At 68.3% G+C, this 22,245-nt stretch carries 19 protein-coding genes; 9 read left to right on the top strand and 10 right to left on the bottom strand.

Annotated features, from left to right (window positions below; all coding sequences use genetic code 11):
• The first annotated feature begins 25 nt into the window (after positions 1-25).
• Together CFB34_RS16720 and CFB34_RS16715 are read left to right on the top strand one after the other, a co-directional pair.
• On the top strand, positions 26-2,389 hold the full coding sequence (locus CFB34_RS16720; protein ID WP_089439856.1) for a UvrD-helicase domain-containing protein: 2,364 nt from the start codon (positions 26-28) through the stop codon (positions 2,387-2,389).
• Positions 2,386-3,183, top strand: a complete 798-nt coding sequence (locus CFB34_RS16715) for a 5'-methylthioadenosine/adenosylhomocysteine nucleosidase (RefSeq protein ID WP_089439857.1) — start codon at positions 2,386-2,388, stop codon at positions 3,181-3,183. Before CFB34_RS16720 ends, CFB34_RS16715 begins: the two co-directional genes overlap by 4 nt.
• 74 nt (positions 3,184-3,257) lie before the next feature.
• On the opposite strand, the gene CFB34_RS16710 is transcribed toward CFB34_RS16715, so the two are convergent.
• Positions 3,258-4,496, bottom strand: a complete 1,239-nt coding sequence (locus CFB34_RS16710; RefSeq protein ID WP_089439858.1) for an MFS transporter — start codon at positions 4,494-4,496, stop codon at positions 3,258-3,260.
• Positions 4,497-4,905: 409 nt separating this feature from the next.
• Here CFB34_RS16710 and CFB34_RS16705 point away from each other — a divergent pair, with 409 nt between their 5' ends.
• Complete coding sequence (locus CFB34_RS16705; protein WP_089439859.1) at positions 4,906-6,579, top strand: methyl-accepting chemotaxis protein; 1,674 nt, start codon at positions 4,906-4,908, stop codon at positions 6,577-6,579.
• A 21-nt stretch (positions 6,580-6,600) separates the two neighbouring features.
• On the opposite strand, the gene CFB34_RS16700 is transcribed toward CFB34_RS16705, so the two are convergent.
• From CFB34_RS16700 to CFB34_RS16685, 4 genes are read right to left on the bottom strand one after another with little or no spacing between them, the layout of a single operon-like run.
• Positions 6,601-7,476 carry an HlyD family secretion protein gene (locus tag CFB34_RS16700; RefSeq protein ID WP_089439860.1) on the bottom strand — a complete coding sequence of 292 codons (876 nt, stop codon included), beginning with the start codon at positions 7,474-7,476 and terminating at the stop codon, positions 6,601-6,603.
• A 12-nt stretch (positions 7,477-7,488) separates the two neighbouring features.
• On the bottom strand, positions 7,489-7,692 hold the full coding sequence (locus tag CFB34_RS16695) for a DUF1656 domain-containing protein (protein WP_011351756.1): 204 nt from the start codon (positions 7,690-7,692) through the stop codon (positions 7,489-7,491).
• A complete protein-coding gene (locus CFB34_RS16690; protein ID WP_089439861.1) occupies positions 7,689-9,890 on the bottom strand; it encodes an FUSC family protein in 2,202 nt (733 codons plus the stop codon). The genes CFB34_RS16695 and CFB34_RS16690 overlap by 4 nt, the downstream gene beginning before the upstream one ends.
• A gap of 14 nt (positions 9,891-9,904) precedes the next feature.
• On the bottom strand, positions 9,905-11,512 hold the full coding sequence (locus tag CFB34_RS16685; RefSeq protein WP_089439862.1) for an efflux transporter outer membrane subunit: 1,608 nt from the start codon (positions 11,510-11,512) through the stop codon (positions 9,905-9,907).
• A 157-nt stretch (positions 11,513-11,669) separates the two neighbouring features.
• Here CFB34_RS16685 and CFB34_RS16680 point away from each other — a divergent pair, with 157 nt between their 5' ends.
• Positions 11,670-12,611 (top strand): LysR family transcriptional regulator, encoded by a 942-nt coding sequence (locus tag CFB34_RS16680; RefSeq protein ID WP_089439863.1) that lies wholly within the window; start codon positions 11,670-11,672, stop codon positions 12,609-12,611.
• Between the two features lie 117 nt (positions 12,612-12,728).
• Positions 12,729-12,881, top strand: coding sequence for a hypothetical protein (locus tag CFB34_RS16675; RefSeq protein WP_163008969.1), 153 nt, complete (start codon positions 12,729-12,731; stop codon positions 12,879-12,881).
• Between the two features lie 8 nt (positions 12,882-12,889).
• Here the strand turns inward: CFB34_RS16675 and CFB34_RS16670 are convergent, their stop codons facing one another.
• Genes CFB34_RS16670 through wrbA form a run of 4 tightly spaced genes read right to left on the bottom strand, consistent with a single transcriptional unit; the run spans position 12,890 to position 16,246 of the window.
• Complete coding sequence (locus tag CFB34_RS16670) at positions 12,890-13,771, bottom strand: metallophosphoesterase (protein ID WP_089439864.1); 882 nt, start codon at positions 13,769-13,771, stop codon at positions 12,890-12,892.
• Between the two features lie 25 nt (positions 13,772-13,796).
• Entirely contained in the window at positions 13,797-15,218 is a 1,422-nt protein-coding gene (locus CFB34_RS16665) for an FAD-binding oxidoreductase (RefSeq protein ID WP_089439865.1), read from the bottom strand.
• An 18-nt stretch (positions 15,219-15,236) separates the two neighbouring features.
• Positions 15,237-15,629: a DUF2069 domain-containing protein gene (locus tag CFB34_RS16660; RefSeq protein WP_089439866.1), complete on the bottom strand. Its 393-nt coding sequence runs from the start codon at positions 15,627-15,629 to the stop codon at positions 15,237-15,239.
• Positions 15,626-16,246 carry an NAD(P)H:quinone oxidoreductase gene (gene wrbA / locus CFB34_RS16655; RefSeq protein ID WP_089439867.1) on the bottom strand — a complete coding sequence of 207 codons (621 nt, stop codon included), beginning with the start codon at positions 16,244-16,246 and terminating at the stop codon, positions 15,626-15,628. Before wrbA ends, CFB34_RS16660 begins: the two co-directional genes overlap by 4 nt.
• Before the next feature lie 145 nt (positions 16,247-16,391).
• On the opposite strand from wrbA, the gene CFB34_RS16650 reads away from it, so the two are divergent.
• Positions 16,392-17,723 carry a YihY family inner membrane protein gene (locus CFB34_RS16650; protein ID WP_089439868.1) on the top strand — a complete coding sequence of 444 codons (1,332 nt, stop codon included), beginning with the start codon at positions 16,392-16,394 and terminating at the stop codon, positions 17,721-17,723.
• Between the two features lie 18 nt (positions 17,724-17,741).
• On the opposite strand, the gene CFB34_RS16645 is transcribed toward CFB34_RS16650, so the two are convergent.
• Entirely contained in the window at positions 17,742-18,059 is a 318-nt protein-coding gene (locus CFB34_RS16645; protein WP_089439869.1) for an Mpo1-like protein, read from the bottom strand.
• A 160-nt stretch (positions 18,060-18,219) separates the two neighbouring features.
• Between CFB34_RS16645 and CFB34_RS16640 the strand changes: the two genes are divergently transcribed.
• The 3 genes from CFB34_RS16640 (at position 18,220) to aroC (ending at position 22,114) form a co-directional block, all read left to right on the top strand.
• Positions 18,220-18,675: a CBS domain-containing protein gene (locus CFB34_RS16640; RefSeq protein WP_006755543.1), complete on the top strand. Its 456-nt coding sequence runs from the start codon at positions 18,220-18,222 to the stop codon at positions 18,673-18,675.
• 139 nt (positions 18,676-18,814) lie between these two features.
• Complete coding sequence (locus tag CFB34_RS16635) at positions 18,815-20,749, top strand: MFS transporter (protein WP_089439870.1); 1,935 nt, start codon at positions 18,815-18,817, stop codon at positions 20,747-20,749.
• A gap of 264 nt (positions 20,750-21,013) precedes the next feature.
• Positions 21,014-22,114: a chorismate synthase gene (aroC, locus tag CFB34_RS16630; protein ID WP_089425194.1), complete on the top strand. Its 1,101-nt coding sequence runs from the start codon at positions 21,014-21,016 to the stop codon at positions 22,112-22,114.
• Positions 22,115-22,245: the final 131 nt, after the last annotated feature.

The raw sequence follows: 22,245 nt of genomic DNA, 5'->3' as shown, positions 1-22,245 counted from the left end.
TTTCTCGCCCGTTTGCTGCCGCTCCATGCCCGATCTGCTCGCCAATCTGAACCCCGAACAACTCGCCGCCGTCACGTTGCCGAACGAACCGGCGCTGATCCTCGCAGGGGCGGGCAGCGGCAAGACCCGCGTGCTGATCACCCGCATCGCGTGGCTGATCCAGCAGGGCTACGCGTCGCCGCCCACCGTGCTCGCCGTGACCTTCACGAACAAGGCCGCGCGCGAAATGATGGCGCGCCTGTCGGCGATGATGCCGATCGACACGCGCGGGATGTGGATCGGCACGTTCCACGGCCTGTGCAACCGGATGCTGCGCACGCACTGGCGTGACGCCGGCCTGCCGCAGACCTTCCAGATCCTCGATACGGCCGACCAGCTGTCCGCGATCAAGCGGCTGATGAAGGCAGCGAACGTCGATGATGAAAAGTACCCGCCGAAGAACGTGCAGTACTTCATCAACAACGCGAAGGAGCAGGGGCTGCGTCCCGACAAGGTCGACGCGTCCGACAACTTCAACCGCAAGTTCGTCGAGCTGTACCAGGCGTACGACCAGCAGTGCCAGCGCGAGGGCGTCGTCGACTTCCCCGAGCTGCTGCTGCGCTGCTACGAACTGCTCGCGTACAACGCGCCGCTGCGCGCGCACTACCAGGCGCGCTTCAAGCACATCCTCGTCGACGAGTTCCAGGACACCAACAAGCTGCAGTACGCGTGGCTCAAGATGCTCGCGGGCGGCGAGAACGCGATCTTCGCGGTCGGCGACGACGACCAGTCGATCTACGCGTTCCGCGGCGCGAACGTCGGCAACATGCGCGACTTCGAAGACGAATTCCGCGTGCGCAACCTGATCAAGCTCGAGCAGAACTACCGGTCGCACGGCAACATCCTCGACGCGGCGAACCAGCTGATCTCGAACAACGCGCACCGCCTCGGCAAGAACCTGCGCACCGACGCGGGCCACGGCGAGCCCGTGCGCGTGTACGAAGCGAGCACCGATTCGCAGGAAGCCGGCTGGATCGTCGAGGAGATCCGCTCGCTGATCAACACCGGGATGGCGCGCAGCGAAGTGGCCGTCCTGTACCGCAGCAACGCGCAGTCGCGCTCGATCGAGCACACGCTGATGTCGTCGGGCATCCCGTACCGCGTGTACGGCGGCCTGCGCTTCTTCGAGCGCCAGGAAGTGAAGCATGCGCTCGCGTACCTGCGCCTGATCGACAACCCGAACGACGACACCGCGTTCGTGCGTGTCGTGAACTTCCCGACCCGCGGCATCGGCGCGCGCTCGATCGAGCAGCTGGCCGACGCCGCGCGCCTGTACGGCTGCTCGATGGCCGCCGCGATCCCGTACGTGACGGGCAAGGCCGGCACGAGCCTCGGCGGGTTCGCGAACCTGATCGCGAAGATGCGCGCCGACACGCAGCACATGAACCTGCCCGATACCGTCGAGCACATCGTGCGCGCCAGCGGCCTCGCCGATTTCTACCAGGGCGAGCGCGAAGGCCAGGACCGTCTCGAGAACTTGCAGGAACTCGTGAACGCGGCCACCGCGTTCATCGCCGAGGAAGGCTACGGGCTCGACACGCCGGCCCGTTCGATCCCGCTGCGCGCGGGCGCGATCGCGGCGCCCGAGCTCGGCACCGCGACGGACGATCCGGCCGTCGACGTGCTCGACCCGGTATCGCCCGCCGACCCGGCGCAGAACCCCGACACGATGACGCCGCTCGCCGGCTTCCTGTCGCATGCATCGCTGGAGGCCGGCGACAACCAGGCGCAGGCCGGGCAGGACGCCGTACAGCTGATGACGGTGCACGCGGCGAAGGGGCTCGAATTCTCGGCCGTGTTCATCACGGGGCTCGAGGAAGGGCTGTTCCCGCACGAGAACAGCGTGCTCGAATCGGACGGCCTCGAGGAAGAGCGCCGGCTGATGTACGTCGCGATCACGCGCGCGAAGGAGCGGCTCTACCTGTCGTTCGCGCAGAGCCGGATGCTGCACGGCCAGACGCGCTACAACGTGCGCTCGCGCTTCTTCGACGAACTGCCCGAGCACGTGTTGAAGTGGCTGACGCCGAAGGTCGAGGCCGGTTCGCGCTGGGGTGGCCGGTCGGACAACGCCGGATACGGGCGCGACTGGTTCGCGCGGCCGGGCGGCGGCAGTCGCGAGCAGATCGTCGACCCGGCCGTATCCGCGCCGCTGCCCGCGTTCGCGGACAAGCAGCGCGCGGCCGATGCCGGCTTCCGGGTCGGCCAGCAGGTGTTCCACACCAAGTTCGGCGAAGGCACGGTCACCGCGCTCGAAGGCAACGGCACCGATGCGAAGGCGCAGGTGAAGTTCAAGCGGCACGGCGAGAAGTGGCTCGCGCTCGCGGTCGCGAAACTGCAGGCGGTGGAATGATGGGTATCGACCTGGATGTGACGCCTGCGGCCCGCCCGCTCGGCATTCTGGCCGCGCTGCCCGAGGAACTCGGCGACCTGATCGCCGCGATGCGCGCCGACGGCGCGATGAAGACGGTCACGCTCGGCCGTCGCGATTATCACGTCGGCACCGTGCACGGCGCGGCCTGCGTCGTGACGCTCGCACGGGTCGGCAAGGTGGCGGCCGCCGCGACGGTCAGTGCGCTGATCCACGTGTTCGGCGTGGCGGGCGTCGTGTTCACCGGCGTGGCGGGCGGCGTGTCGCGCACGGTGCGGGTCGGCGATGTCGTCGTGGCCGATACGCTGCTGCAGCACGATCTCGACGCGTCGCCGCTCTTTCCGCGCTACGAGGTGCCGCTGCTCGGCATCACGCGTTTCGCAACCGACACGGCGCTGACCGCGGGCCTGCGGGCGGCGTGCACGCAGTTCGTCGAGGAAGAGGGCGCGCAGTTCGCCGCGCGCTTCGGCCTGGCCGGTGCGACGCTGCATGCGGGGCTCATCATCAGCGGCGACCGCTTCGTGTCGAGCGAGCGCGAGGTCGTCGCGCTGCGCGACGCGCTGCCGGATGCGCTTGCGGTCGAGATGGAAGGCGCCGCGATTGCGCAGGTCTGTGCGGAGCACGACGTGCCGTTCGCGCTCGTGCGCACGATCTCCGATACGGCCGACGATCATGCGACACAGTCGTTCTCGCACTTCCTGTCGGCGATCGCGAGCAGCTATTCGTCGGGCATCCTCAAGCGTTTCCTGACGCTGCATGCGACGACGGCGGCCTGAAGCCGCCGCCGTTTTCTTCATTCCTTCATTCGAGCCGTTCGACCGGCCGCGGCGCGCACGCCGCGGCCGGTGCGTCACGCCTGCTTGCGCCGGCTGCTCTCGAGGTTCGGCAGGAACACCGTCAGCACGCCGATCAGCGGCAGGAACGAGCACACCTTGTAGACGAACGGGATGCTCGTCGCGTCCGCGAGCTGGCCGAGCACGGCCGCGCCGACGCCGCCGAGGCCGAATGCGAAGCCGAAGAACAGGCCCGCGACCATCCCGACCTTGCCGGGCATCAGCTCCGTCGCATAGACGAGGATCGCGGCGAACGCCGACGCGAGCACGACGCCGATGATCACGGTCAGCACGCTGGTCCAGAACAGGTTCGCGTACGGCAGCAGCATCGTGAACGGCGCGACGCCGAGGATCGACACCCAGATCACGTACTTGCGGCCGATCCGGTCGCCCACCGGCCCGCCGATCAGCGTGCCGGCCGCCACGGCCGCGAGGAACACGAACAGGTGGATCTGCGCGGCCTGCACCGACAGGTGGAACTTGTCGATCAGGTAGAACGTGAAATAGCTGTTGATGCTCGCGAGGTAGAAGTACTTCGAGAACACGAGCAGCACCAGCACGCCGATCGCACTCATCACGCGGCCGCGCGACAGCGTCGGGTGGCCGGCCGCGGTGGCCTTCTTCTTCATCGACGGATGCTTCTTGTACCAGTGGCCGATCTGCGTGAGCACGATCATCGCGACGAGCGCGGCCGCCGAGAACCACGCGATGCTGTGCTGGCCGTGCGGAATGATCACGAGTGCGGCGAGCAGCGGCCCGAGCGCGGAGCCCGCATTGCCGCCGACCTGGAACACCGACTGCGCGAGCCCGTGCTGGCCGCCCGACGCCATCCGCGCGACGCGCGACGACTCGGGATGGAACACCGACGAGCCGCAGCCGACCAGCGCCGCGGCCACCAGCAGCATCGGGAAACTCGTCGCGACCGACATCAGCAGCAGCCCCGCGAGCGTGAAGCCCATGCCGACCGGCAGCGAATACGGCTTCGGACGCTTGTCGGTATAGAGGCCGATGAGCGGCTGCAGCAGCGACGCGGTGATCTGGTAGGTGAGCGTGATCAGGCCGATCTGCGCGAACGACAGCGCGAACTGGCTCTTGAGCATCGGATAGATCGCGAGGATCAACGACTGGATCATGTCGTTGAGCATGTGCGAGAAGCTGATCGCGCCGAGCACCGGGTACACGGTGCGGGCGACGGGCGGGGCGGATGGCTGGGCGGCGGCTGCGCCGGCGGAGCCGGTGTCGAGGCTGGTTTCCATGTGAGAGCTGAACGAGTTGAGGTGGCGGGCGCGCTCTGCTGGGGATGGGCGCGTCTTGAATCGTTGCTGCGTCAAAGAAGTGTAATGTGGCGTATCGAGAATGTCAGGACAAGTTTTATCGCGAATCGGACATTCATCTGACGGATCGTCCGATACGCACTTTTTTGACCGGGTATAACGCAGGCGGCGCCCCTGCCGGTCGGCGGAGGGCGCGCCCGGGGGCCGGTGCGTGGTTTCCCGGACTCAAGAAACGGCGGTGGCGGCCGTAGAACGACCCAATGACAACAGGCGCGCCGCGCCCGGCACCGGCTATCCGCCGGTGCGGGCGCAGGACGCGCGGCAAGGCCAGCCATCGCGGGAACGCCGGGACCGACCTTTCCGGCCGCGTGATCAATACGGGGATAGTTCGATGAAAGCAGCATCTTTGCATCCACAGCCGGGTGTGGCAGCCGCCGCCCCCGACGTTGCCGCCGGCCGCGCCGCACGGCGCCCGCGCGCGGCGCGTCGCGAGCGCCGGCCGTGGACCGTCAAGGCGACGTTGCGCGCCGCCTTCGCGATCCTGCTGGTCGGCACGCTGGCGATCGGCGTGTTCTCGCTCTGGCAGATCAGCCGGCTGAACGCGTCGATCGCGTCGGTCTACGAGCAGGGCCACGTCGCGAGCCGCGCGGCCGAGGAGGTCCGGGCCGAAGTGCTGCGCGCGAGCCGTGCCCAGAAGATGCTGCTGACCGCGACCACCGCGAAGGAGCGCGACGAACTGGGCGCCGACGTGGGCGCGGGGCTCGCGTCGATCGGCCAGGCGCTCGGTACGCTGCAGCGCTACGCGGATCCGGCCGACGCCGACGATTCGGCGCGGCTGCACGCGTTCTCGACGGCGGTCGGTACGTGGAGCGCGCATCTGCGCGATTTCGTCGAACTCGTGCGTGCGCAGCCGCTCGACCTGTCGCAGATGAACTGGCAGGTCGGCACGCAGGACGTGTCGCTGCTGGTCGAAACCGGCAAGCTCGAGAAACTCGTCGCCGAACTCGTGAAGACGCGCGGTGCGAAGTCGAAGGCGACGCTCGATGCATCCGCCACCATATTCTCGTCGTCGTTCGCGATGATCGCGGCGATGACGGGTGCGCTGATCGTGCTCGCGATCGTGATCGCCGAGCGCGTCGTGCGCCGTCTCGCGTCGCAGCTCGGCGGCGAGCCCGCGCACGCGAAGGCGATCGCCGCGGACATCGCGCGCGGCGACCTGACGCGACCGATCACGCTGGGCCGGCACGACCGCGACAGCATGGTGCGTGCGCTGGCCGAGATGCAGACCGGGCTCGCGGCGACCGTCGGCGAGATCGCCGTCAGCGCCGAGGCGATCGCGGCGGCGTCGGGCGAGATCTCCACCGGCAACCTCGATCTGTCGAAGCGCACCGAGCAGCAGGCCGTCGCGCTCGAGCGCACCGCGGCCAGCATGGAGCAGCTCACGTCGACCGTACGCCAGAACGCCGAGAACGCGCGGCAGGCGAGCGCGCTCGCGGCTAATGCGTCGGCCGTCGCGGAGACGGGCGGGGAAGTCGTCGGGCGGGTGGTGGCGACGATGAGCGAGATCGACGACAGCGCGAAGAACATCCGCGACATCATCGGCACGATCGAGGGGATCGCGTTCCAGACCAACATTCTCGCGTTGAATGCGGCGGTCGAGGCCGCGCGCGCCGGCGAGCAGGGGCGTGGCTTCTCGGTGGTCGCGGGCGAGGTGCGGCTGCTCGCGCAACGCTCGGCGACCGCGGCGAAGGAGATTCGCGAGTTGATCGGTGCGTCGGTGGAGCGCGTCGCGAACGGTGCAACGCTCGCGCACGACGCGGGCCGCACGATGGGCGACGTCGTGCGGGCAGTGAAGCGCGTGACCGACATCATCGGCGAGATTTCGGCGGCATCCGACGAGCAGAGCGCCGGCATCGAAGAGATCGGCCGTGCGGTCACGCAAATGGACGCCGGCACCCAGCAGAACGCGGCGCTCGTCGAACAGGCGGCCGCGGCCGCGAATGCGCTCGACGAGCAGGCTCAGGCGCTGAAGTCGCTGGTCGGGCGTTTCCGCATCGCCGCGTAAGCGCCCCCGGCCATCCGGCGCTTACGACTTCTTCTGCTTGTCCGGATCGATGATGACCGTGCAGGTCGTGCCCGCCGACAGCACCACGTCGGCCGGCACGTCGTCGATCTTGATGCGCACCGGCACGCGCTGCGCGAGGCGCACCCAGTTGAAGGTCGGGTTCACGTCCGCGACGAGGTCGCGGCTCTGCGGGTTGTCGCGATCGTAGATGCCGCGCGAGATGCTTTCGACGTGGCCCTTCATCACGCCGCCGCTCATCAGCCGCATCTCGGCCGGCGCACCGATCTTCACGCGCGGCAGCTTGGTTTCCTCGAAGTAGCCGTAGACCCAGAACGAGTGGCTGTCGACGATCGCGAGCTTCGCCTGGCCGGCCACCGCATAGTTGCCCTTGAAGGTCTGCAGGTTCGTGATGTAGCCGTCGACCGGCGCGACGACGCGCGTGCGCTCGAGGTTGAGTTTCGCGGCGTCGAGCGCGGCGATCGCCTGCTGGTACTGCGCATCGGCGCTCGACGCGCTGTGCGCGGCGTTCTCGCGGTTTTCCTTCGACACGACGAGCGCATCGAGATCCGCGCGGCGGGCCGCGTCGTCGCGGCGCATCTGCAGTTCCGCGCGGCGGGCGGCGACGGCCGCCTGCGCCTGCTCGACCGCGATCTGGTAGTGCGACGGGTCGATCTGCATGATCAGGTCGCCTTTCTTGACGAGCTGGTTGTCATGCACGGGCAGCTCGACGATCGCGCCCGACACGTCCGGCGCGACGTTGACGATCTCGGCGCGTACGCGCCCGTCGCGCGTCCACGGATCATCCATGTAGTGCACCCACAGCGAGCGCCCGATCAGGATCGCGACGAGAAGAATGATGGCGGTCGCGACGAAGCCGAAGAGTTTTCTGAGAATCATGATGGTTCGGAATCAACGGTAAACGGCAAGACTCAGTCCGCCGCAAATGCAGACGAGAAGGCAGGCCCGGAACAGCGACGGGTGCCAGACGAGTCGGTAGAGGCCCGTGTAGGCGAGCAGGCGGTCGACGGCCCAGGTCGCGAGCGCGCCGAGGACGAACATCAGCACCACCGTGGGCATGTAGGCATCGAGAATGGCGATTTCACGCGGCATCATGACGAGGCTCCTGGTTGGGGACGCACGGGGCGGTTGCGGTTGAGCGCGGCGAGCGGCGATTCGGGATCGAGCAGTGCCGTGCGCACGAAATGCAGGTGGCTCAGGATCCGCTGCAACTGGTGGCGTTCCTCGCGCGTCGGCGTGAACGCGTCGAGCGTCTGCCGGGTCGCGTCGATCGCAGCGTTGACCGCGGCGAGCGTGGCGTCGAAGCGTTCGGCGTCCGGCCGGGTGAACAGCGACGACAGCGCGGCGCGCATCGTCTCGATCGCGCGTCGCCACGGCGTCGTCGGCGCATAGCGCGGATCGGACGGCAGCGTGGCCAGCTCATGGCGCAGGTCGATGGCCGCGTTGCCGGTTTCGAGCACCGCGAACATCCAGCGCAGCGCGTCGCGCTGCACGTCGGGCTGGTCGGCCGACAGCGTGTGCGCCTGGTACATCAGGTCGCGCGCGCCGCTCTCGAAGCGCGTGCGCAAGCCGGCGAGCCGCGCATGGCAGGCCGCGACGGCCTGGTGGCGCAGGTCGGCGAGCAGCCGCTTCTTGAGCCACGGCGCGGTCGGCGGAAACAGCACGGCGAACGCGATCGCCGATACCAGCATCGACAGCAGCAGCGCGAGCGCATCGTTCATGAAGCTCGTCGGATCGTAGTGCGTGATGCTGTCCGGGCCGGCGAGGAAGCAGAAGAAGATCAGGTAGCCCATCCCGTAGCCCGCGAGCTTCGGCTTCAGCGTCATGTAGATGCCGATCGCGAGCAACGGCGCGAGCGCCGCGCACAGCAGCCAGAAACCGTCGATCCGCGGGTAGATGCCGAACATCAGCAGGAAGCCGGTACAAACGGCCAGCGCCGTGCCCATCCCCATCTGCGCGGCCATCGCGGTCGGGCGCGGTGCCGACGACGCGAGCGCGCAGGTCGCCGCGGCGTTCAGCACCAGCATCACGCCGCTCGGCCAAGCGGTCTCGATCCAGAACCAGCCCAGCGCGAGAATCACCGTCGCGGTGCGGATTCCCGCGATCGTGGCGGCCGTCCGGTTGGTGCGCGGCTCGTAGCGTTCGATCCAGCGTTCGCGCTCGTGCGTCGCGGTCGCGAGCGAGGCATAGGTCGCCGCATATTCCTGCAGGTCGGTGATGAAGCGGTACAGCAGCTCGGCGGCCGTGTCGAAGTCGAGCAGCGGGAAGCCGGGCTGCGTTTCGAGTTCCGCGCGCGTCGCGCGGATGCGGCGCGGCAGCGCGTCGCGCCACGCGAGCAGTTGCTCGGCCGAGTGCGCGGCGTCGATCGACGTGCGCACGGGTTCGCCATGGCGCGTGAGCAGCGGCGCGATTTCCCGGAAATACGGCTCGATCGCATCGATCGCGGCCTGCGCACCGGCCGCGTGCAGCCGGTTCATCAGCTGATGCAGCGCGTGAAAGCGGCTCGACGCGCTCATGAATTCGCTGTTCAGCCGCGCGAGCCGGCCGCTGCGCATGCGCGTGTCCGGATTCTCGAACACGGCCATGCTGCGCGCGGCCTCGAAGCCGACCACGTCGGCGACGAAGCGCGTGTGGATGGTCTCGATGTGCGCGCGGTCGAGCTGGCCCGACAGCGCCGATGCGACGTAGTCCACGAAGCTGCCGAAGCGCTTGCGCACCGTCGTGCGCATCTGCTCGCCGGTGTACTGCGGAAACACGAGCGCGCTGACCACGCCGGCCGACACGATCCCGATGATGACTTCGGAGACGCGCGTCATCGCGCTCATGAAGGCACCGTCCGGGTGCTGCGACGCGGGCAGGCCGATCAGCGCGGTCGTATAGCCGGCGAGCAGGAAGCCGTAGCTGCGGAAGTTGCGATTGCGCGCGGCGCCGGCGGTGCAGAGCGCGATCCAGATGGCGATCGCCAGCAGGAACAGCTGCGGCTGCTGCGGGAACAGCCCGACGAACGTGAGCGTCGCGATGAGCCCGAAGATCGTGCCGGCGACCCGGTAGAAGCTCTTCGCGAGCACGGCGCCGCTTTGCGGCTGCATCACGATGAAGACGGTCGTCATCGCCGTCTTCGGTGCCGGCAGGTCGAGCCGCATCGATACGCCGAGCGCGATGAAGGTCGCGAGCAGCGCCTTGAACAGGTAGAGCCACGCGGCGCCGTCGGTGCGGGCCCAGTCGCCGAACGCGGCGGCCCAGGCCGCGAACGGGCCGCCGGCGGGTGTGGAAGCGGGGGAGGAGGCTGACATGGCGTCGCTCCGCGTTACCGTGCGGCCGGCACGCCGGACGCACCGGCGGCGGCCACCTGCGCGGGCCGGGCGACGGCCGCCACGGGCTTCGCGCCCGACGCGGCGGCAGGCGCGGCTGCGCCGGTGGCGGATTCGTCATGCGACGGATGGCCGCCCTGCGGATGGCCGCCCCGAACGTCCGTATCCGTCTCGACCCCACCGCCGAGCGCGGCCATCAACTGCGCGTGCGCGGCGAGGCGTTCCGCATCGATGCGGGCGGCCGTTTCCTGCGCGCGCAGCAACTGCTGCTGCGCGACCAGCACGTTCACGTAATCGGTCAGCCCGCGGCGGAAGCCTTCGCGCGACAGCTGGTAGCTGCGGTCGTTGGCGGCCACCGAGCGTGCGGCGTCCTTTTTCTGCGTATCGAGCGAACGGATCCGCACGACCTGGTCGGCGATGTCCTTGAGCGCGCCGACGATCGTCTGGTTGTAGCGCTCGACCGCCTGGTCGTAGCCGGCATTCGCGGCGCCGAGCTGCGCACGCAGCCGGCCGCCTTCGAAGATCGGCAGCGACAGCGCGGGGCCGGCCGTCCAGCCGCCGTTCATCGCGCGTAGGAAGTCGGTGAACGGTGCGGTCACGCCGAAGCCGCCGACCGTCGCGAGCAGGTCGATGTTCGGGTAGAACGACGCCTTCGCGACATCGATGCCGCGCGCCTGCGCGTCGACCGTCCAGCGCGCCGCGACGACGTCGGGGCGGCGGCCGAGCAGGTCGGCCGGCATCGCCGACGGCAGGCCGGCCGGTGCGTCGAGCGACAGCTGCGGCCGCTTGATCGCATCGCCCGCGCCCGGGCCCTTGCCGGCCAGCGCGGCGAGCTGATGCCGTGCGAGCTGGATCGCTTCCTCATAGCTGTCGATCTGGCGCTCATAATCGGGCAGCGTCGATTCCGCCTGGCTCACTTCGAGCTGCGTGCCGAGGCCGGCCTGCAGCCGCTTGCGCGCCAGATCGGCGAGCGCGCGCTGGCGTTCGAACGTTTCGTGCGCGAGGTCGAGCAGCGCATAGTTCATCGACATGCCGACGTACGCACGCACGACGTTGACTTCGAGCTCCAGCTTGGCCGCACGCGCGTCGGCGGCGGTCGCATGCGCGGTGTCGAGCGCGCGCTCGGTCGCGTTCTTGTCCTTGCCCCACAGGTCGAGGTGGTACGACAGGCCGAGCGTGCCGGTGTTGTTCCAGGTATCGGTGTTCGCGAGCGGGCCGGGGCCGTAGTACACGTTGTCCGGCCAGTGCTGGCGCATCAGCGACAGGTTGCCGTTGATCTGCGGCAGCTCGGCCGAGCGGGCCACGCGCGCCATCGCCTGCGCTTCGCGCACTCGTGCCTCGGCGGCCGCGAGCGTCGGGTTGCCGGCCTGGGCGTTGGCGATCCAGGTGTCGAGTTGCGGATCGCGGTAGGCGCGCCACCAGTCGGCCGCGGGCCAGCCCGCGTCACGGTCGGCCGCGCGAATCGCCGCGCCGGCGTCGAGCGCGTTCGCTTCGATGCGGGCCGACTGCGGCTTGTTGTCGCCCATGCTCGCGCAGCCGGCCATTATTAATGAGACTGCAAGAACCGCCAGTGCGAGCGTCCCTTTTGTCGCCGGAGACTGCACGATTTTCTCCCTTTCCGATATAGATGAGTCGGATGCGATTATATTTTTCAGTGATTCCTGAATAAATGGACAAGGGTGCAAGTCATTTTTACGAATCCTGAGACAATACTTGTTCGCCTCTGTGCAACAATCCGTCCGGATTCAAACGGGCAATGGGATGGATACGTTACAAAACATGCGGGTATTCGTCCGCGTGGTCGACGCGGGAAGTTTTACCGCGGCCGCCCAGCAGATGAATTCGACTACCGCCTACGCGTCGCGCGCGGTCTCGGATCTCGAGGCGCACCTGCGCACGCGTCTCCTGAACCGCACGACACGCCGGATCGCGCTCACCGAAGCCGGCGAGCGCTACCTGCAGCGCTGCGAGCAGATCCTCGCGTATGTCGACCAGGCCGAAGCCGAGGCGGGTGACGCGCATGCGCGCCCGTCGGGCAAGCTGAAGGTGCATTGCTTCACGAGCCTCGGCCAGCACTACCTGGTGCCGGCCATCGCGCGCTATCGCGAGCGCTACCCGGACGTGCATGTCGAGCTGACCCTCGCGCAGCGGATGCCCGATTTGCTCGACGAGGGGTATGACGTCGCGATCGTCGTAGGCCGCGACCTGCCTGATTCCGGGCTCGTGTCGCAGCGGCTCGGCGTGAGCTATAGCGTCGTGTGCGCTTCGCCCGCGTATGTCGAGTCGCACAGCGTGCCGCAGCGGCCGGCCGACCTCGCGCAGCACGTGTGCCTCGGGATGATCGCGCCGGGCTTTCACTTCGACGAATGGGCGCTGTCGGGGCCGAACGGCGACGAGGTCGTGCCGGTCACGGCGCCGCCGTTTCGCGTGAACGTCGCCGAGGCGCTCGCGGTGGCCGTGCGGGAAGGGATGGGGATCGGCGGTCTGCCGCTCTATTCGGCGATCGGCTGGCTGCGCAGCGGGCACATCGTGCGCGTGATGCCCGAGTACCGGTCGCACGTGATGAACATCTACGCGCTGTATCCGTCGCGCCAGTACCTCGACGCGAAAATTCGCACCTGGGTCGATTTCCTGCGCGACGAACTGCCGGCCACGCTCGCCGCCGACGAAGCCGCGCTCGAGCAGTACACGCGTGCGACATGACAGCGCGGTTGACCGCGATCTGACGAGATTTGTCCTTCACGCAACATTTTTTTACGAACGCGTGTCAGACAGTTTGATACTGTGAGAATCAACGAGATACGCAACCCCGGAGTGGCAATGGATACGCACCTGATGATCGGCCTTGGAGTCCTGCTGGGCGCGGCCGCGGCCGCCGCGGCGACCCGCGACCTGCTGCGCGCGATGAAGGCGAAGGCGCAGATGAAGCCGGTGCCGGTGCGGGTGCGCGAGCAACGCCGTCCCGGCCGCTGATCGGGCCGTCACGCTCCGGGTCGGAAAAGGCCGCGCAACGCGGCCGCGCGGGCCGGCGTCCAGCCGAGCTCGACCACCTTGTCCCACGCGAACGCGGTATTTTCCAGTTCGCCGGTGCGCCTGTGGATGTAGCCGCGCGGGTTGCACACCACGCGCGTGCCGCCGTCCGCCACATAGTCGAATGACGTATGCGTGTGGCCGTGGAGCCACAGATTGACCGGCGGCTGAACGAGTTCCGCCATGTCCGTCACGAATCCCGCCGACGCCAGATCTTCCGCATAACGCGCCGCCAGCGAGCGCCGGTGCGGCGCATGGTGGGTCACGACGATCGTCTGGCCCGCGAACGGTGTGGCGAGCTGCGCTTCGAGCCACGCGCGGCTGCGTCGATGCAGCGCGATCGCGTCCGCCGGCGAGAAATCCCGCTCCGGCGTGCCTGGCGCCGCATGCAGCGCCGCATCGTGCGGCCAGGTCACCTGGATCAATCCCTTGAAATCGAGCATCACGCGCTGCCCGGCCTCGATCGAACCGGCAACGCTGGCTTCGTCGGCGCCGAACAGCGAAAAATCGGCCCAGAGCGTCGTGCCGAGCACGCGGTAGCGCTGCCCGGGATCGACGTAGACGTCGTTGTTCAGGTAATGCACGTTGTCGAGCGCCCGCGCCGCATCGCGCATCGCCGACTCCAGCGCGCCGAATTCCCCGTCGTAGTACTCGTGGTTGCCCGGCACGTAGATCACCGGCACCGCGGGATCGAACGTTTCGGCGGCCCAGCGCAGGCCTTCCGCATGATTGTGGATGTCGCCGGCGAGCACGACGAGATCCGCGTCGGCATGCGGGATCGCGTCGGGCAGGTTGCTTTCGAGATGCAGGTCGGACAGGACGCGGACTTTCACGGACGTGGCTCCGGAGTGGACGGCTTCAGCGCAGGACCTTGCCGGGATTCATCAGGCCGAGCGGGTCGAGCGCGGTCTTCAGCGTGCGCATCAGCGTCGTTTCGACCGGCGACTTGTAGCGCTGCGCGTCGTCGATCTTCAACTGGCCGATGCCGTGCTCCGCGCTGATCGTGCCGTGGTGGCGGTGCACGTTGTCGTAGACGATCCGGTTGATCGGCGCCTGGAACGCGGCCAGGAAGGCTTTCGGGTCGCCGCCTTCGGGCATCTGCACGTTGTAGTGGAGATTGCCGTCGCCGAGGTGGCCGAACGTCACCATCCGCGCGCCCGGCGCGGCTTGCTGGATCGCCGCGTCGGTCTCGTCGATGAAGCGCGCGATCGACGAAATCGGCACCGCGATGTCGTGCTTGATGTTGAGCCCCTCGTCGGCCTGCGCGAGCGGGATGTGTTCGCGCAGATCCCAGAACGCGCGCGACTGCGCGAGATTCTCCGCGACCACCGCGTCGACCACGAGCCCGGCCTCGAACGCTTCTTCCATCAGTTTTTCGAACAGCGCCCGCGCATGCGCTTCGCTTTCGTTATCGGACAGCTCCAGCAGCACCGTCTGCGCATGCGTCTGCGCGAACGGGTAGCGCAGTTGCGGGTAGTGCTTGCCGACGAGCTGCATGCAGAAGTCCGACATCAGCTCGAAGCCGGTCAGCAGCGGCCCGGCCGCGCGTTGCGCGAGGGCGAGGAAATCGAGCGCCGCGTGCGGCGATTCGAGCGCGGCGAGGGCGGTGACCTGCGCGGCCGGCAGCGGATGCAGCTTCATCACGGCCGCCGTGATGATCCCGAGCGTGCCTTCCGCGCCGATGAACAGGTCGCGCAGGTCGTAGCCCGTGTTGTCCTTGCGCAGTCCGCGCAGCCCGTCCCAGATCTCGCCCTGCGGCGTCACGACCTCGAGCCCGAGGCACAGCTCGCGCGCGTTGCCGTAGCGCAGCACCGCGGTGCCGCCCGCGTTGGTCGACAGATTGCCGCCGATCGTGCAGCTGCCTTCCGCCGCGAGGCTCAGCGCGAACAGCCGGCCGCCTTCGCGGGCGCGCGCCTGCACGTCGGCGAGGATCACGCCGGCTTCGACGGTGATCGTGTTGTTGTGCGGATCGAGCGCACGCACGCGGTTCAGGCGCGCGACGCTCAGCACGGCCTGGCTGCCGCTCGCGTCGGGCGTGGCGCCGCCGGCCAGGCCCGTGTTGCCGCCTTGCGGCACGAGCGCGATGCCGTGTGCGTTGGCCAGCTTGACGAGCGCGGCGACTTCGCCTGTGCTCGCGGGCTTCAGCACCGCGCATGCGGCGCCCTTGTAGCGGCGGCGCCAGTCGGTCAGGAACGGTTCGGTGTCGTGCGGGTCGGTCAGCACATGATCGGCGCCGATCGCGTCACGGCACGCGGAAACGAAAGCTTCGGAGGACATCATCACCTTGTCGCGTAAGGGTCAGGACGCGGCGCGCGACTTTTTCGCCGCGCGCTTGAACGGCGCGACGTACGCCAGCGCCGCCACGAAGAAGACGACGGCGAGCGCGGTCTCGCACCAGCCGAGCGTCGCGGACAGTCCGCGATCGGACATGCCGCGCACGACGCCTTCGGCGAAATAGACCAGTATCAGCATGCTCGCCCACTGCATCGTATAGATGTTACGCCGCCAGACGCCGGGCAGCGCGAGCGCGAGCGGGATCGCCTTGAGCATCAGCGCGGAGCCGCCCGGGCGCAGCGGCGCGAGCCACAGCTCCCACGCGAGCGACAGCGCGATCAGTGCGACGAGGCACGCGGTGGCGACCAGCGCGTGGCGCGGCCGGGCCGCGACGGCGGGGCGGGCGGGGGCGGTCATGCGGTCTCGGCGGCCTGGGCGCTGGACAGGGCGGCCGCCGCGCGCGCGAGCCGCACGCCGAGCGCGGCCGCGAGCGCCTTTTCGTCCGCCGACAGCCCGGCGGCTGCCGAGCGATCGTGCTGCGCGACGTGCGACGCGCCGTACGGCGTACCGCCGGTGCGCGTCGTGGTGAGCGCGGATTCCGTGTACGGGATCCCGACGATCATCATCCCGTGATGGAGCAGCGGCAGCATCATCGACAGCAACGTCGATTCCTGGCCGCCGTGCAGGCTGCCCGTCGACGTGAACACGCAGGCCGGCTTGCCGGTCAGGGCGCCCGACAGCCATTGCGGTGTGGTGCCGTCGAGGAAATACTTGAGCGCGGCGGCCATGTTGCCGAAGCGGGTCGGCGAGCCGAGCGCGAGGCCCACGCATTCCTCGAGATCGCGCAGCTCCGCGTACGGCGGGCCGTCGGCGGGGATGTCGGGGGCGGTGGCTTCGCAGACGGCCGACACGGGCGGCACGGTGCGGATGCGGGCCTGCATGCCCGGCACGCTGTCGATGCCGTTCGCGATCGCGAGCGCGAGATCGCGCGTGGCGCCGTGGCGGCTGTAATAGAGGACGAGGATGTCTTTCATGGGCGACGGAGCCGCGTGCGGCCGCGCGCGTGCCCGGTGCAGTCGGCCCCTGCTGGAATCGAGCGGCTATTATAGGGGCTGAAGCTGTCGCGTAGCGCGGCGGCGGCGCGCCGTCGGGCGCGCGGCATCAAGAAGGAGAAGTCGTTTGCCGAAGTTGAGCGTCGATCTCGACACCATCAAGCGCCTCGCGCAGTTCGCGGCCCGGCGCAGCGCCGAGGATCGCATCCCGCAAGTGGCGGGCAGCCTCACGTTCACGACGATGCTGGCGCTCGTGCCGCTCGTGACGGTCGCGTTCGCGCTGTTCACCGCGTTCCCGATGTTCGCGTCGTTCCAGATCTCGCTGCAGGGGTTCCTCGCGGATCACCTGATGCCCGCGCAGTTCAACGTCCAGATCTTCAAGTACCTGAACCAGTTCGCGTCGAAGGCGAAGGGGCTGACGACGGCCGGCCTGATCGTGCTCGTCGTCACGTCGGTGATGACGATGATGACGATCGAGTCGGCGTTCAACCTGATCTGGCGGGTGCGCAAGCCGCGGCCGTTCGCGCAGCGCGTACTCGCGTACTGGGCGCTGATCACGCTCGGCCCGTTGCTGTTCGGCGTGAGCCTGTCGATCTCGTCGTACCTGTTTACGCAGTCGCTGGCGTTTACCGGTGCCGCGCCGTCCACATCGATCGTCGAGTGGCTGCTCGCGCTCGTCTCGCTGCCGTTGACGGTGCTCGCGTTCACGCTGCTGTACGTATACCTGCCGAACTGCACGGTTGCATGGCGCGACGCGGTGATCGGCGGGCTGTTCGCGGCCGTCGCGTTCGAGCTCGCGAAGCGCGGCTTCGGCTACTACGTGCGGCGCATTCCGACCTATACGGCCGTCTATGGCGCGTTCGCCGCGCTGCCCGTGTTCCTGTTGTGGGTGTACCTGAGCTGGTTCATCGCGCTGCTCGGCGCGATGGTGGCGTCCGCGCTGCCGGCGATCCGCGTCGGCCAGTTCCACCGCATCCACTACCCGGGCAGCGACCTGCTCGACGCGCTGGAAATGCTCGCGCGGCTGGCCGAGGCGCGCGCCGCCGGCAAGCGTGGTTACACGGCGATGCGGCTCGCGACCATGTTGCGCTGCGACATGGAAACCGCGCAGCGCCTGCTGACGACGATGGAGGAGCGGGAATGGATTGCGCGGCTGGACGGCGGCGGCGAGACCACGCCGCGCTACATCCTGCTCGCGAACCCGGAGCAGCTGACGCTCGCGCAACTGTTCGACGTGCTGGTGATCGATCGCACCGAACTGACCTACCAGCTGCAGCGGCGCCGCAGCCACGTCGACGGCGCGGCGCTGCTTGCGGCGCTGTCGAGCGACCGCTTCGACGTGTCGCTCGCGTCGCTGATCGCTGCGCACCGGCTTGCGGGGGCGCAGCCGGCGGCGATTGCGGGCCAGGCGCCGGGCGCCGTGCCCGATCCGCACGCGCGGCCGCCGCGCCCCGCGTAAGCGGGGCGCCCGGCCGCGTTATAACGGGATCTTGCCCGTACAGATATCCTTGAACATCACCCAGTCGCCCATCAGGCTGTAGATCGGGTGCCGGAACGTGGCCGGGCGGTTCTTCTCGAAGAAGAAGTGCCCGACCCACGCGAAGCCGTAGCCGCAGACGATTGCCGCAGGCAGCCACAGCCAGTCGCCGGTCGCGATCGCCATCGCGACGCAGCCGATCACGCCGAGCGAGCCGACGAAGTGCAGCCGCCGCGACGTCTGGTTCTGGTGTTCATTCAGGTAATACGGGTAGAAATCGGCGAAGCTGGCGAATTGCTCCGAATGCGTATGCGCCATGGACGTCTCCTCCGGCCGCTGTTCATGGGGCCATTGTGCTGCCGGCAGTCCGCTTCCGCAAGCGGGGGGGGCGGCCCGCCGCGCGGGCCCGCGCTTTCCTTTTGACAGGCTTTCCGATAGGATCGAAAGAGGTTTTGCATTCAAGCATGAGGGGACTACGATGCGCGTCAGCGATATTCTGAAAGTGAAGGGCAACACGCTGTTTACGGTGACGCCCGATAAGCCGCTGCGCGAAGCGGTCGATACGATGGCCGAACACGACATCGGTTCGCTCGTCGTGATGGAGTACGGCGATCTCGTCGGGATGCTGACGTTCCGCGAGATCATCCTGCGCCTGCACGTGAACGGCGGCGCGATCGGCGACGTGCAGGTGCGCAAGGTGATGGACGAGCCGCTCACGTGCACGCCGGAAACGGACGTCAACGAAGTGCGACGGATGATGCTCGAGCGCCATGCGCGCTACATGCCGGTGCTCGACAAGAAGGTGCTGATGGGCGTCATTTCGTTCTACGACGTCGCGAAGACGGTCGTCGAGGCGCAGAGCTTCGAGAACCGGATGCTGAAGGCATATATCCGCGACTGGCCGGAATCGGAAGCCGAAGCGCACAAGTCGTGAACCCTGCCGCGCCCGTCGCCGTCATGCGCGGGCGCCGCCACCCGGCACGCGGCGGCGCAGGTCGGTCCTGCGCCGCCTTTTTTTCAATGACCACACGAGGCCCGCGCAGCGCTGCCCAGACGGCGCGCGCGTATTCCGCATGAGCGATCAAACGCAAGCCACTTCCAGGCGGCCTGACGAACGGCGCGCGCACGCGTCGCAGTTCGACCTGCTGCGCGAGCGCCGTTTCGCGCCGTTCTTCACGACCCAGTTCCTCGGCGCGCTGAACGACAACGTCTTCAAGATCGGTTTCACGTCGCTCGTCACCTATCACACCGCGCGGTTCTCCGGCGTCGATGCGAAGACGGCGGCCTTCCTGATTTCCGCGATCTTCATCCTGCCGTTCGTGCTGTTCTCGGCGACGTCCGGCCAGATCGCCGACAAGTACGACAAGGCGACCCTCACGCGTTTCGTGAAGACCTTCGAGATCGTACTGATGCTGGTCGGCGCGGCCGGCTTCGTCACGCACAGCGCGCCGCTGCTGTATCTGTGCACGTTCATGATGGGGATGCACTCGACACTGTTCGGGCCCGTCAAGTATTCGTACCTGCCGCAGCATCTCGGCGAGCACGAGCTGGTCGGCGGCAACGGCCTCGTCGAGATGGGCACGTTCATCGCGATCCTGATCGGCACGATCATCGGCGGCGCGGCCGCGGGCATCGAGGGCAACGGCGAGCGCGTGCTCGCGGTGAGCGTCGTCGTCATCGCGCTCGCGGGGCGGTTCGTCGCGCAGCGCGTGCCGCCCACGCCGGCGCCGCAGCCCGATCTCGTGATCAACTGGAATCCGGTCAGCGAGACCTGGCGCAACCTCGGGCTCGCCCGGCAGAACCGCACCGTGTTCCTGAGCCTGCTCGGTATCTCGTGGCTGTGGTTCGTCGGTGCGACGTTCCTCACGTCGTTCTTCAATTTCGCGAAGGACGTGCTGTCCGCAAGCCCCGACGTCGTCACGATCCTGCTCGCGACGTTCTCGGTCGGTATCGGCCTCGGCTCGCTGTTGTGCGAACGTCTGTCGCAGCGGCGCGTCGAGATCGGCCTCGTGCCGCTCGGTTCGATCGGCATCAGCGTGTTCGCGATCGAGCTGTATTTCGCGAGCCATGCGCTGCCGTCGCCCGGCCATCTGCTGTCGGTCGGCGAATTCCTGGCCGGCGCGCGCCACTGGCGCATCCTGGCGGACCTGTTCCTGCTCGCGATGTTCGGCGGCTTCTACAGCGTGCCGCTGTACGCGCTGATCCAGAGCCGCAGCGCACCGACGCACCGCGCGCGGATCATCGCCGCGAACAACATCCTGAACGCGCTGTTCATGATCCTGTCGGCCGTGATGGCGATGGGGCTGACCAAGGCCGGCGTCGACATCCCGGGGCTGTTCCTCGTCACCGCGCTGCTGAACGTGATCGTCGCGACGTACATCTACCTGCTCGTGCCCGAGTTCCTGCTGCGCTTCGTCGCATGGGTGCTCGTGCATACGTTCTACCGGATTCGCCTCGTGCACGCGGAGCGGATTCCGGCGGAAGGGGCGGCCGTGCTCGTGTGCAACCACGTCAGCTACGTCGATGCGCTCGTGCTGGCCGCCGCGAGCCCGCGCCCGATCCGTTTCGTGATGGACCACCGGATCTTCAAGACGCGCTTCGCGAGCTGGGTGTTCCGGCATGCGAAGGCGATCCCGATCGCGCCGCGCCACGAGGATCCCGCGATGCTCGCGCGCGCGTACGACGCATGCGAGGCCGCATTGAAGGAAGGCGAACTCGTGTGCATCTTCCCGGAGGGCAAGCTGACGAAGACGGGCGACATCAACACGTTCCACCACGGCATCACGGAGATCCTGGGCCGCACGCCGGCGCCGGTGATCCCGATGGCGCTGCGCGGGCTTTGGGGCAGCTATTTTTCGCGGCATTCCGATGCGCGGATGCCGCGGCCCATCAAGCGCGGCGTGATGAGCCGGCTGACGCTGGCGGTCGGCGAGCCGATCCCGGCGTCGGTCGCGACGCCCGAGGCGCTGCAGGCGGCAGTCACCGAACTGCGCGGCGCGCGGAAGTAGGCGGGGCGGGCCCGGCGGCATCGCCTCGGGCCGTCATGGCCGCCGTGAACGGGCCCGTTCGACCGGAACGGCGCGGGTGCGCAAGCGTCGCCCCGGGCCGCTCCCGTGGCCGGCCGGTGTGGTCCGAACGGTTCACACGGCCCGCGTGCCCGGGACGGCTGGCATAATAGCGGCTTACCTCTTTTTCTCGACCGGCAAACGATCGACCTGCCTGCGGCCTGGGCAGCGCATCGGTTTGTCCATTTCTCTTTGGGCGGTTCCATCATGTCCGGCAATACCCTCGGCACGCTTTTCACTGTCACGACCTTCGGCGAATCGCACGGTCCCGCGATCGGCTGCGTGATCGACGGCTGCCCGCCGGGAATGGGGCTGACCGAAGCCGACATCCAGGTCGAACTCGATCGCCGCAAGCCCGGCACGTCGCGCCACGTGACGCAGCGGCAGGAGGCCGACGAGGTCGAGATCCTGTCGGGCGTGTTCGAAGGCGTGACGACCGGTACGCCGATCGCGCTGCTGATCCGCAACACCGACCAGCGCAGCAAGGACTACGGCAACATCGTCGAGACGTTCCGTCCCGGCCACGCCGACTATACCTACTGGCAGAAATACGGCATCCGCGACTATCGCGGCGGCGGCCGCTCGTCCGCGCGCCTGACCGCGCCGATCGTCGGCGCGGGTGCGGTCGCGAAGAAGTGGCTGCGCGAGCGCTTCGGCGTCGAGGTGCGCGGCTACATGAGCGGCCTCGGCGAGATCGACGTGCCGTTCGTCGACTGGTCGCACGTCCATGAGAATCCGTTCTTCTCGCCGAATGCGGCCGTCGTGCCGGAGCTCGAGGCGTACATGGATGCGCTGCGCAAGGATGGCGATTCGATCGGCGCGCGCATCGACGTCGTCGCATCGGGTGTGCCGGTCGGCTGGGGCGAGCCGGTGTTCGACCGTCTCGATGCGGACATCGCAAAGGCGATGATGAGCATCAACGCGGTGAAGGGCGTCGAGATCGGTGCGGGCTTCGACAGCGTCGCGCAGCGTGGCTCGGTGCACGGCGACGAGCTGACGCCGGGCGGTTTCGTCGGCAACCATGCGGGCGGCGTGCTCGGTGGGATTTCGACGGGGCAGGACATCACCGTGTCGATCGCGATCAAGCCGACGTCGAGCATCCGCACGCCGCGCCGTTCGATCACGAAGGCCGGCGAGGAAGCGACGGTGGAAACGTTCGGCCGCCACGATCCGTGCGTCGGCATTCGTGCGACGCCGATCGCGGAGTCGATGCTCGCGCTGGTGCTGATCGACCATGCATTGCGCCATCGCGCGCAGTGCGGCGATGTCGAGACGCCGACGCCGAAGATTGCGGGCAGCGCGACCTGACGCAAGCGGGCGGGGCGCAGCGCGTCTCGCCGGCAGTTGCGCGGAGCATGCAAAACGGGGCGCTGCATCAAGCAGCGCCCCGTTTCGTTTGCGGCACCCGAAAAAGCGCGCCGCTCGTGGCGGCGCGTTCC

The sequence above is a fragment of the Burkholderia sp. HI4860 genome (assembly GCF_002223045.2).
Classification (GTDB): domain Bacteria; phylum Pseudomonadota; class Gammaproteobacteria; order Burkholderiales; family Burkholderiaceae; genus Burkholderia.
The sequence above is the reverse complement of the archived record's forward strand: the minus strand, read 5'-3'. Positions and strand labels throughout refer to the sequence as shown.

What these genes read in the sequence shown, in the direction of transcription:
- CFB34_RS16720 (WP_089439856.1), top strand. Translation starts at nt 26, where the DNA reads ATGCCCGATCTGCTCGCCAATCTGAACCCCGAACAACTCGCCGCCGTC.
- CFB34_RS16715 (WP_089439857.1), top strand. Translation starts at nt 2,386, where the DNA reads ATGATGGGTATCGACCTGGATGTGACGCCTGCGGCCCGCCCGCTCGGC.
- CFB34_RS16710 (WP_089439858.1), bottom strand. Translation starts at nt 4,496, where the DNA reads ATGGAAACCAGCCTCGACACCGGCTCCGCCGGCGCAGCCGCCGCCCAG.
- CFB34_RS16705 (WP_089439859.1), top strand. Translation starts at nt 4,906, where the DNA reads ATGAAAGCAGCATCTTTGCATCCACAGCCGGGTGTGGCAGCCGCCGCC.
- CFB34_RS16700 (WP_089439860.1), bottom strand. Translation starts at nt 7,476, where the DNA reads ATGATTCTCAGAAAACTCTTCGGCTTCGTCGCGACCGCCATCATTCTT.
- CFB34_RS16695 (WP_011351756.1), bottom strand. Translation starts at nt 7,692, where the DNA reads ATGATGCCGCGTGAAATCGCCATTCTCGATGCCTACATGCCCACGGTG.
- CFB34_RS16690 (WP_089439861.1), bottom strand. Translation starts at nt 9,890, where the DNA reads ATGTCAGCCTCCTCCCCCGCTTCCACACCCGCCGGCGGCCCGTTCGCG.
- CFB34_RS16680 (WP_089439863.1), top strand. Translation starts at nt 11,670, where the DNA reads ATGGATACGTTACAAAACATGCGGGTATTCGTCCGCGTGGTCGACGCG.
- CFB34_RS16675 (WP_163008969.1), top strand. Translation starts at nt 12,729, where the DNA reads ATGGATACGCACCTGATGATCGGCCTTGGAGTCCTGCTGGGCGCGGCC.
- CFB34_RS16665 (WP_089439865.1), bottom strand. Translation starts at nt 15,218, where the DNA reads ATGATGTCCTCCGAAGCTTTCGTTTCCGCGTGCCGTGACGCGATCGGC.
- CFB34_RS16660 (WP_089439866.1), bottom strand. Translation starts at nt 15,629, where the DNA reads ATGACCGCCCCCGCCCGCCCCGCCGTCGCGGCCCGGCCGCGCCACGCG.
- wrbA (WP_089439867.1), bottom strand. Translation starts at nt 16,246, where the DNA reads ATGAAAGACATCCTCGTCCTCTATTACAGCCGCCACGGCGCCACGCGC.
- CFB34_RS16645 (WP_089439869.1), bottom strand. Translation starts at nt 18,059, where the DNA reads ATGGCGCATACGCATTCGGAGCAATTCGCCAGCTTCGCCGATTTCTAC.
- CFB34_RS16640 (WP_006755543.1), top strand. Translation starts at nt 18,220, where the DNA reads ATGCGCGTCAGCGATATTCTGAAAGTGAAGGGCAACACGCTGTTTACG.
- CFB34_RS16635 (WP_089439870.1), top strand. Translation starts at nt 18,815, where the DNA reads ATGAGCGATCAAACGCAAGCCACTTCCAGGCGGCCTGACGAACGGCGC.
- aroC (WP_089425194.1), top strand. Translation starts at nt 21,014, where the DNA reads ATGTCCGGCAATACCCTCGGCACGCTTTTCACTGTCACGACCTTCGGC.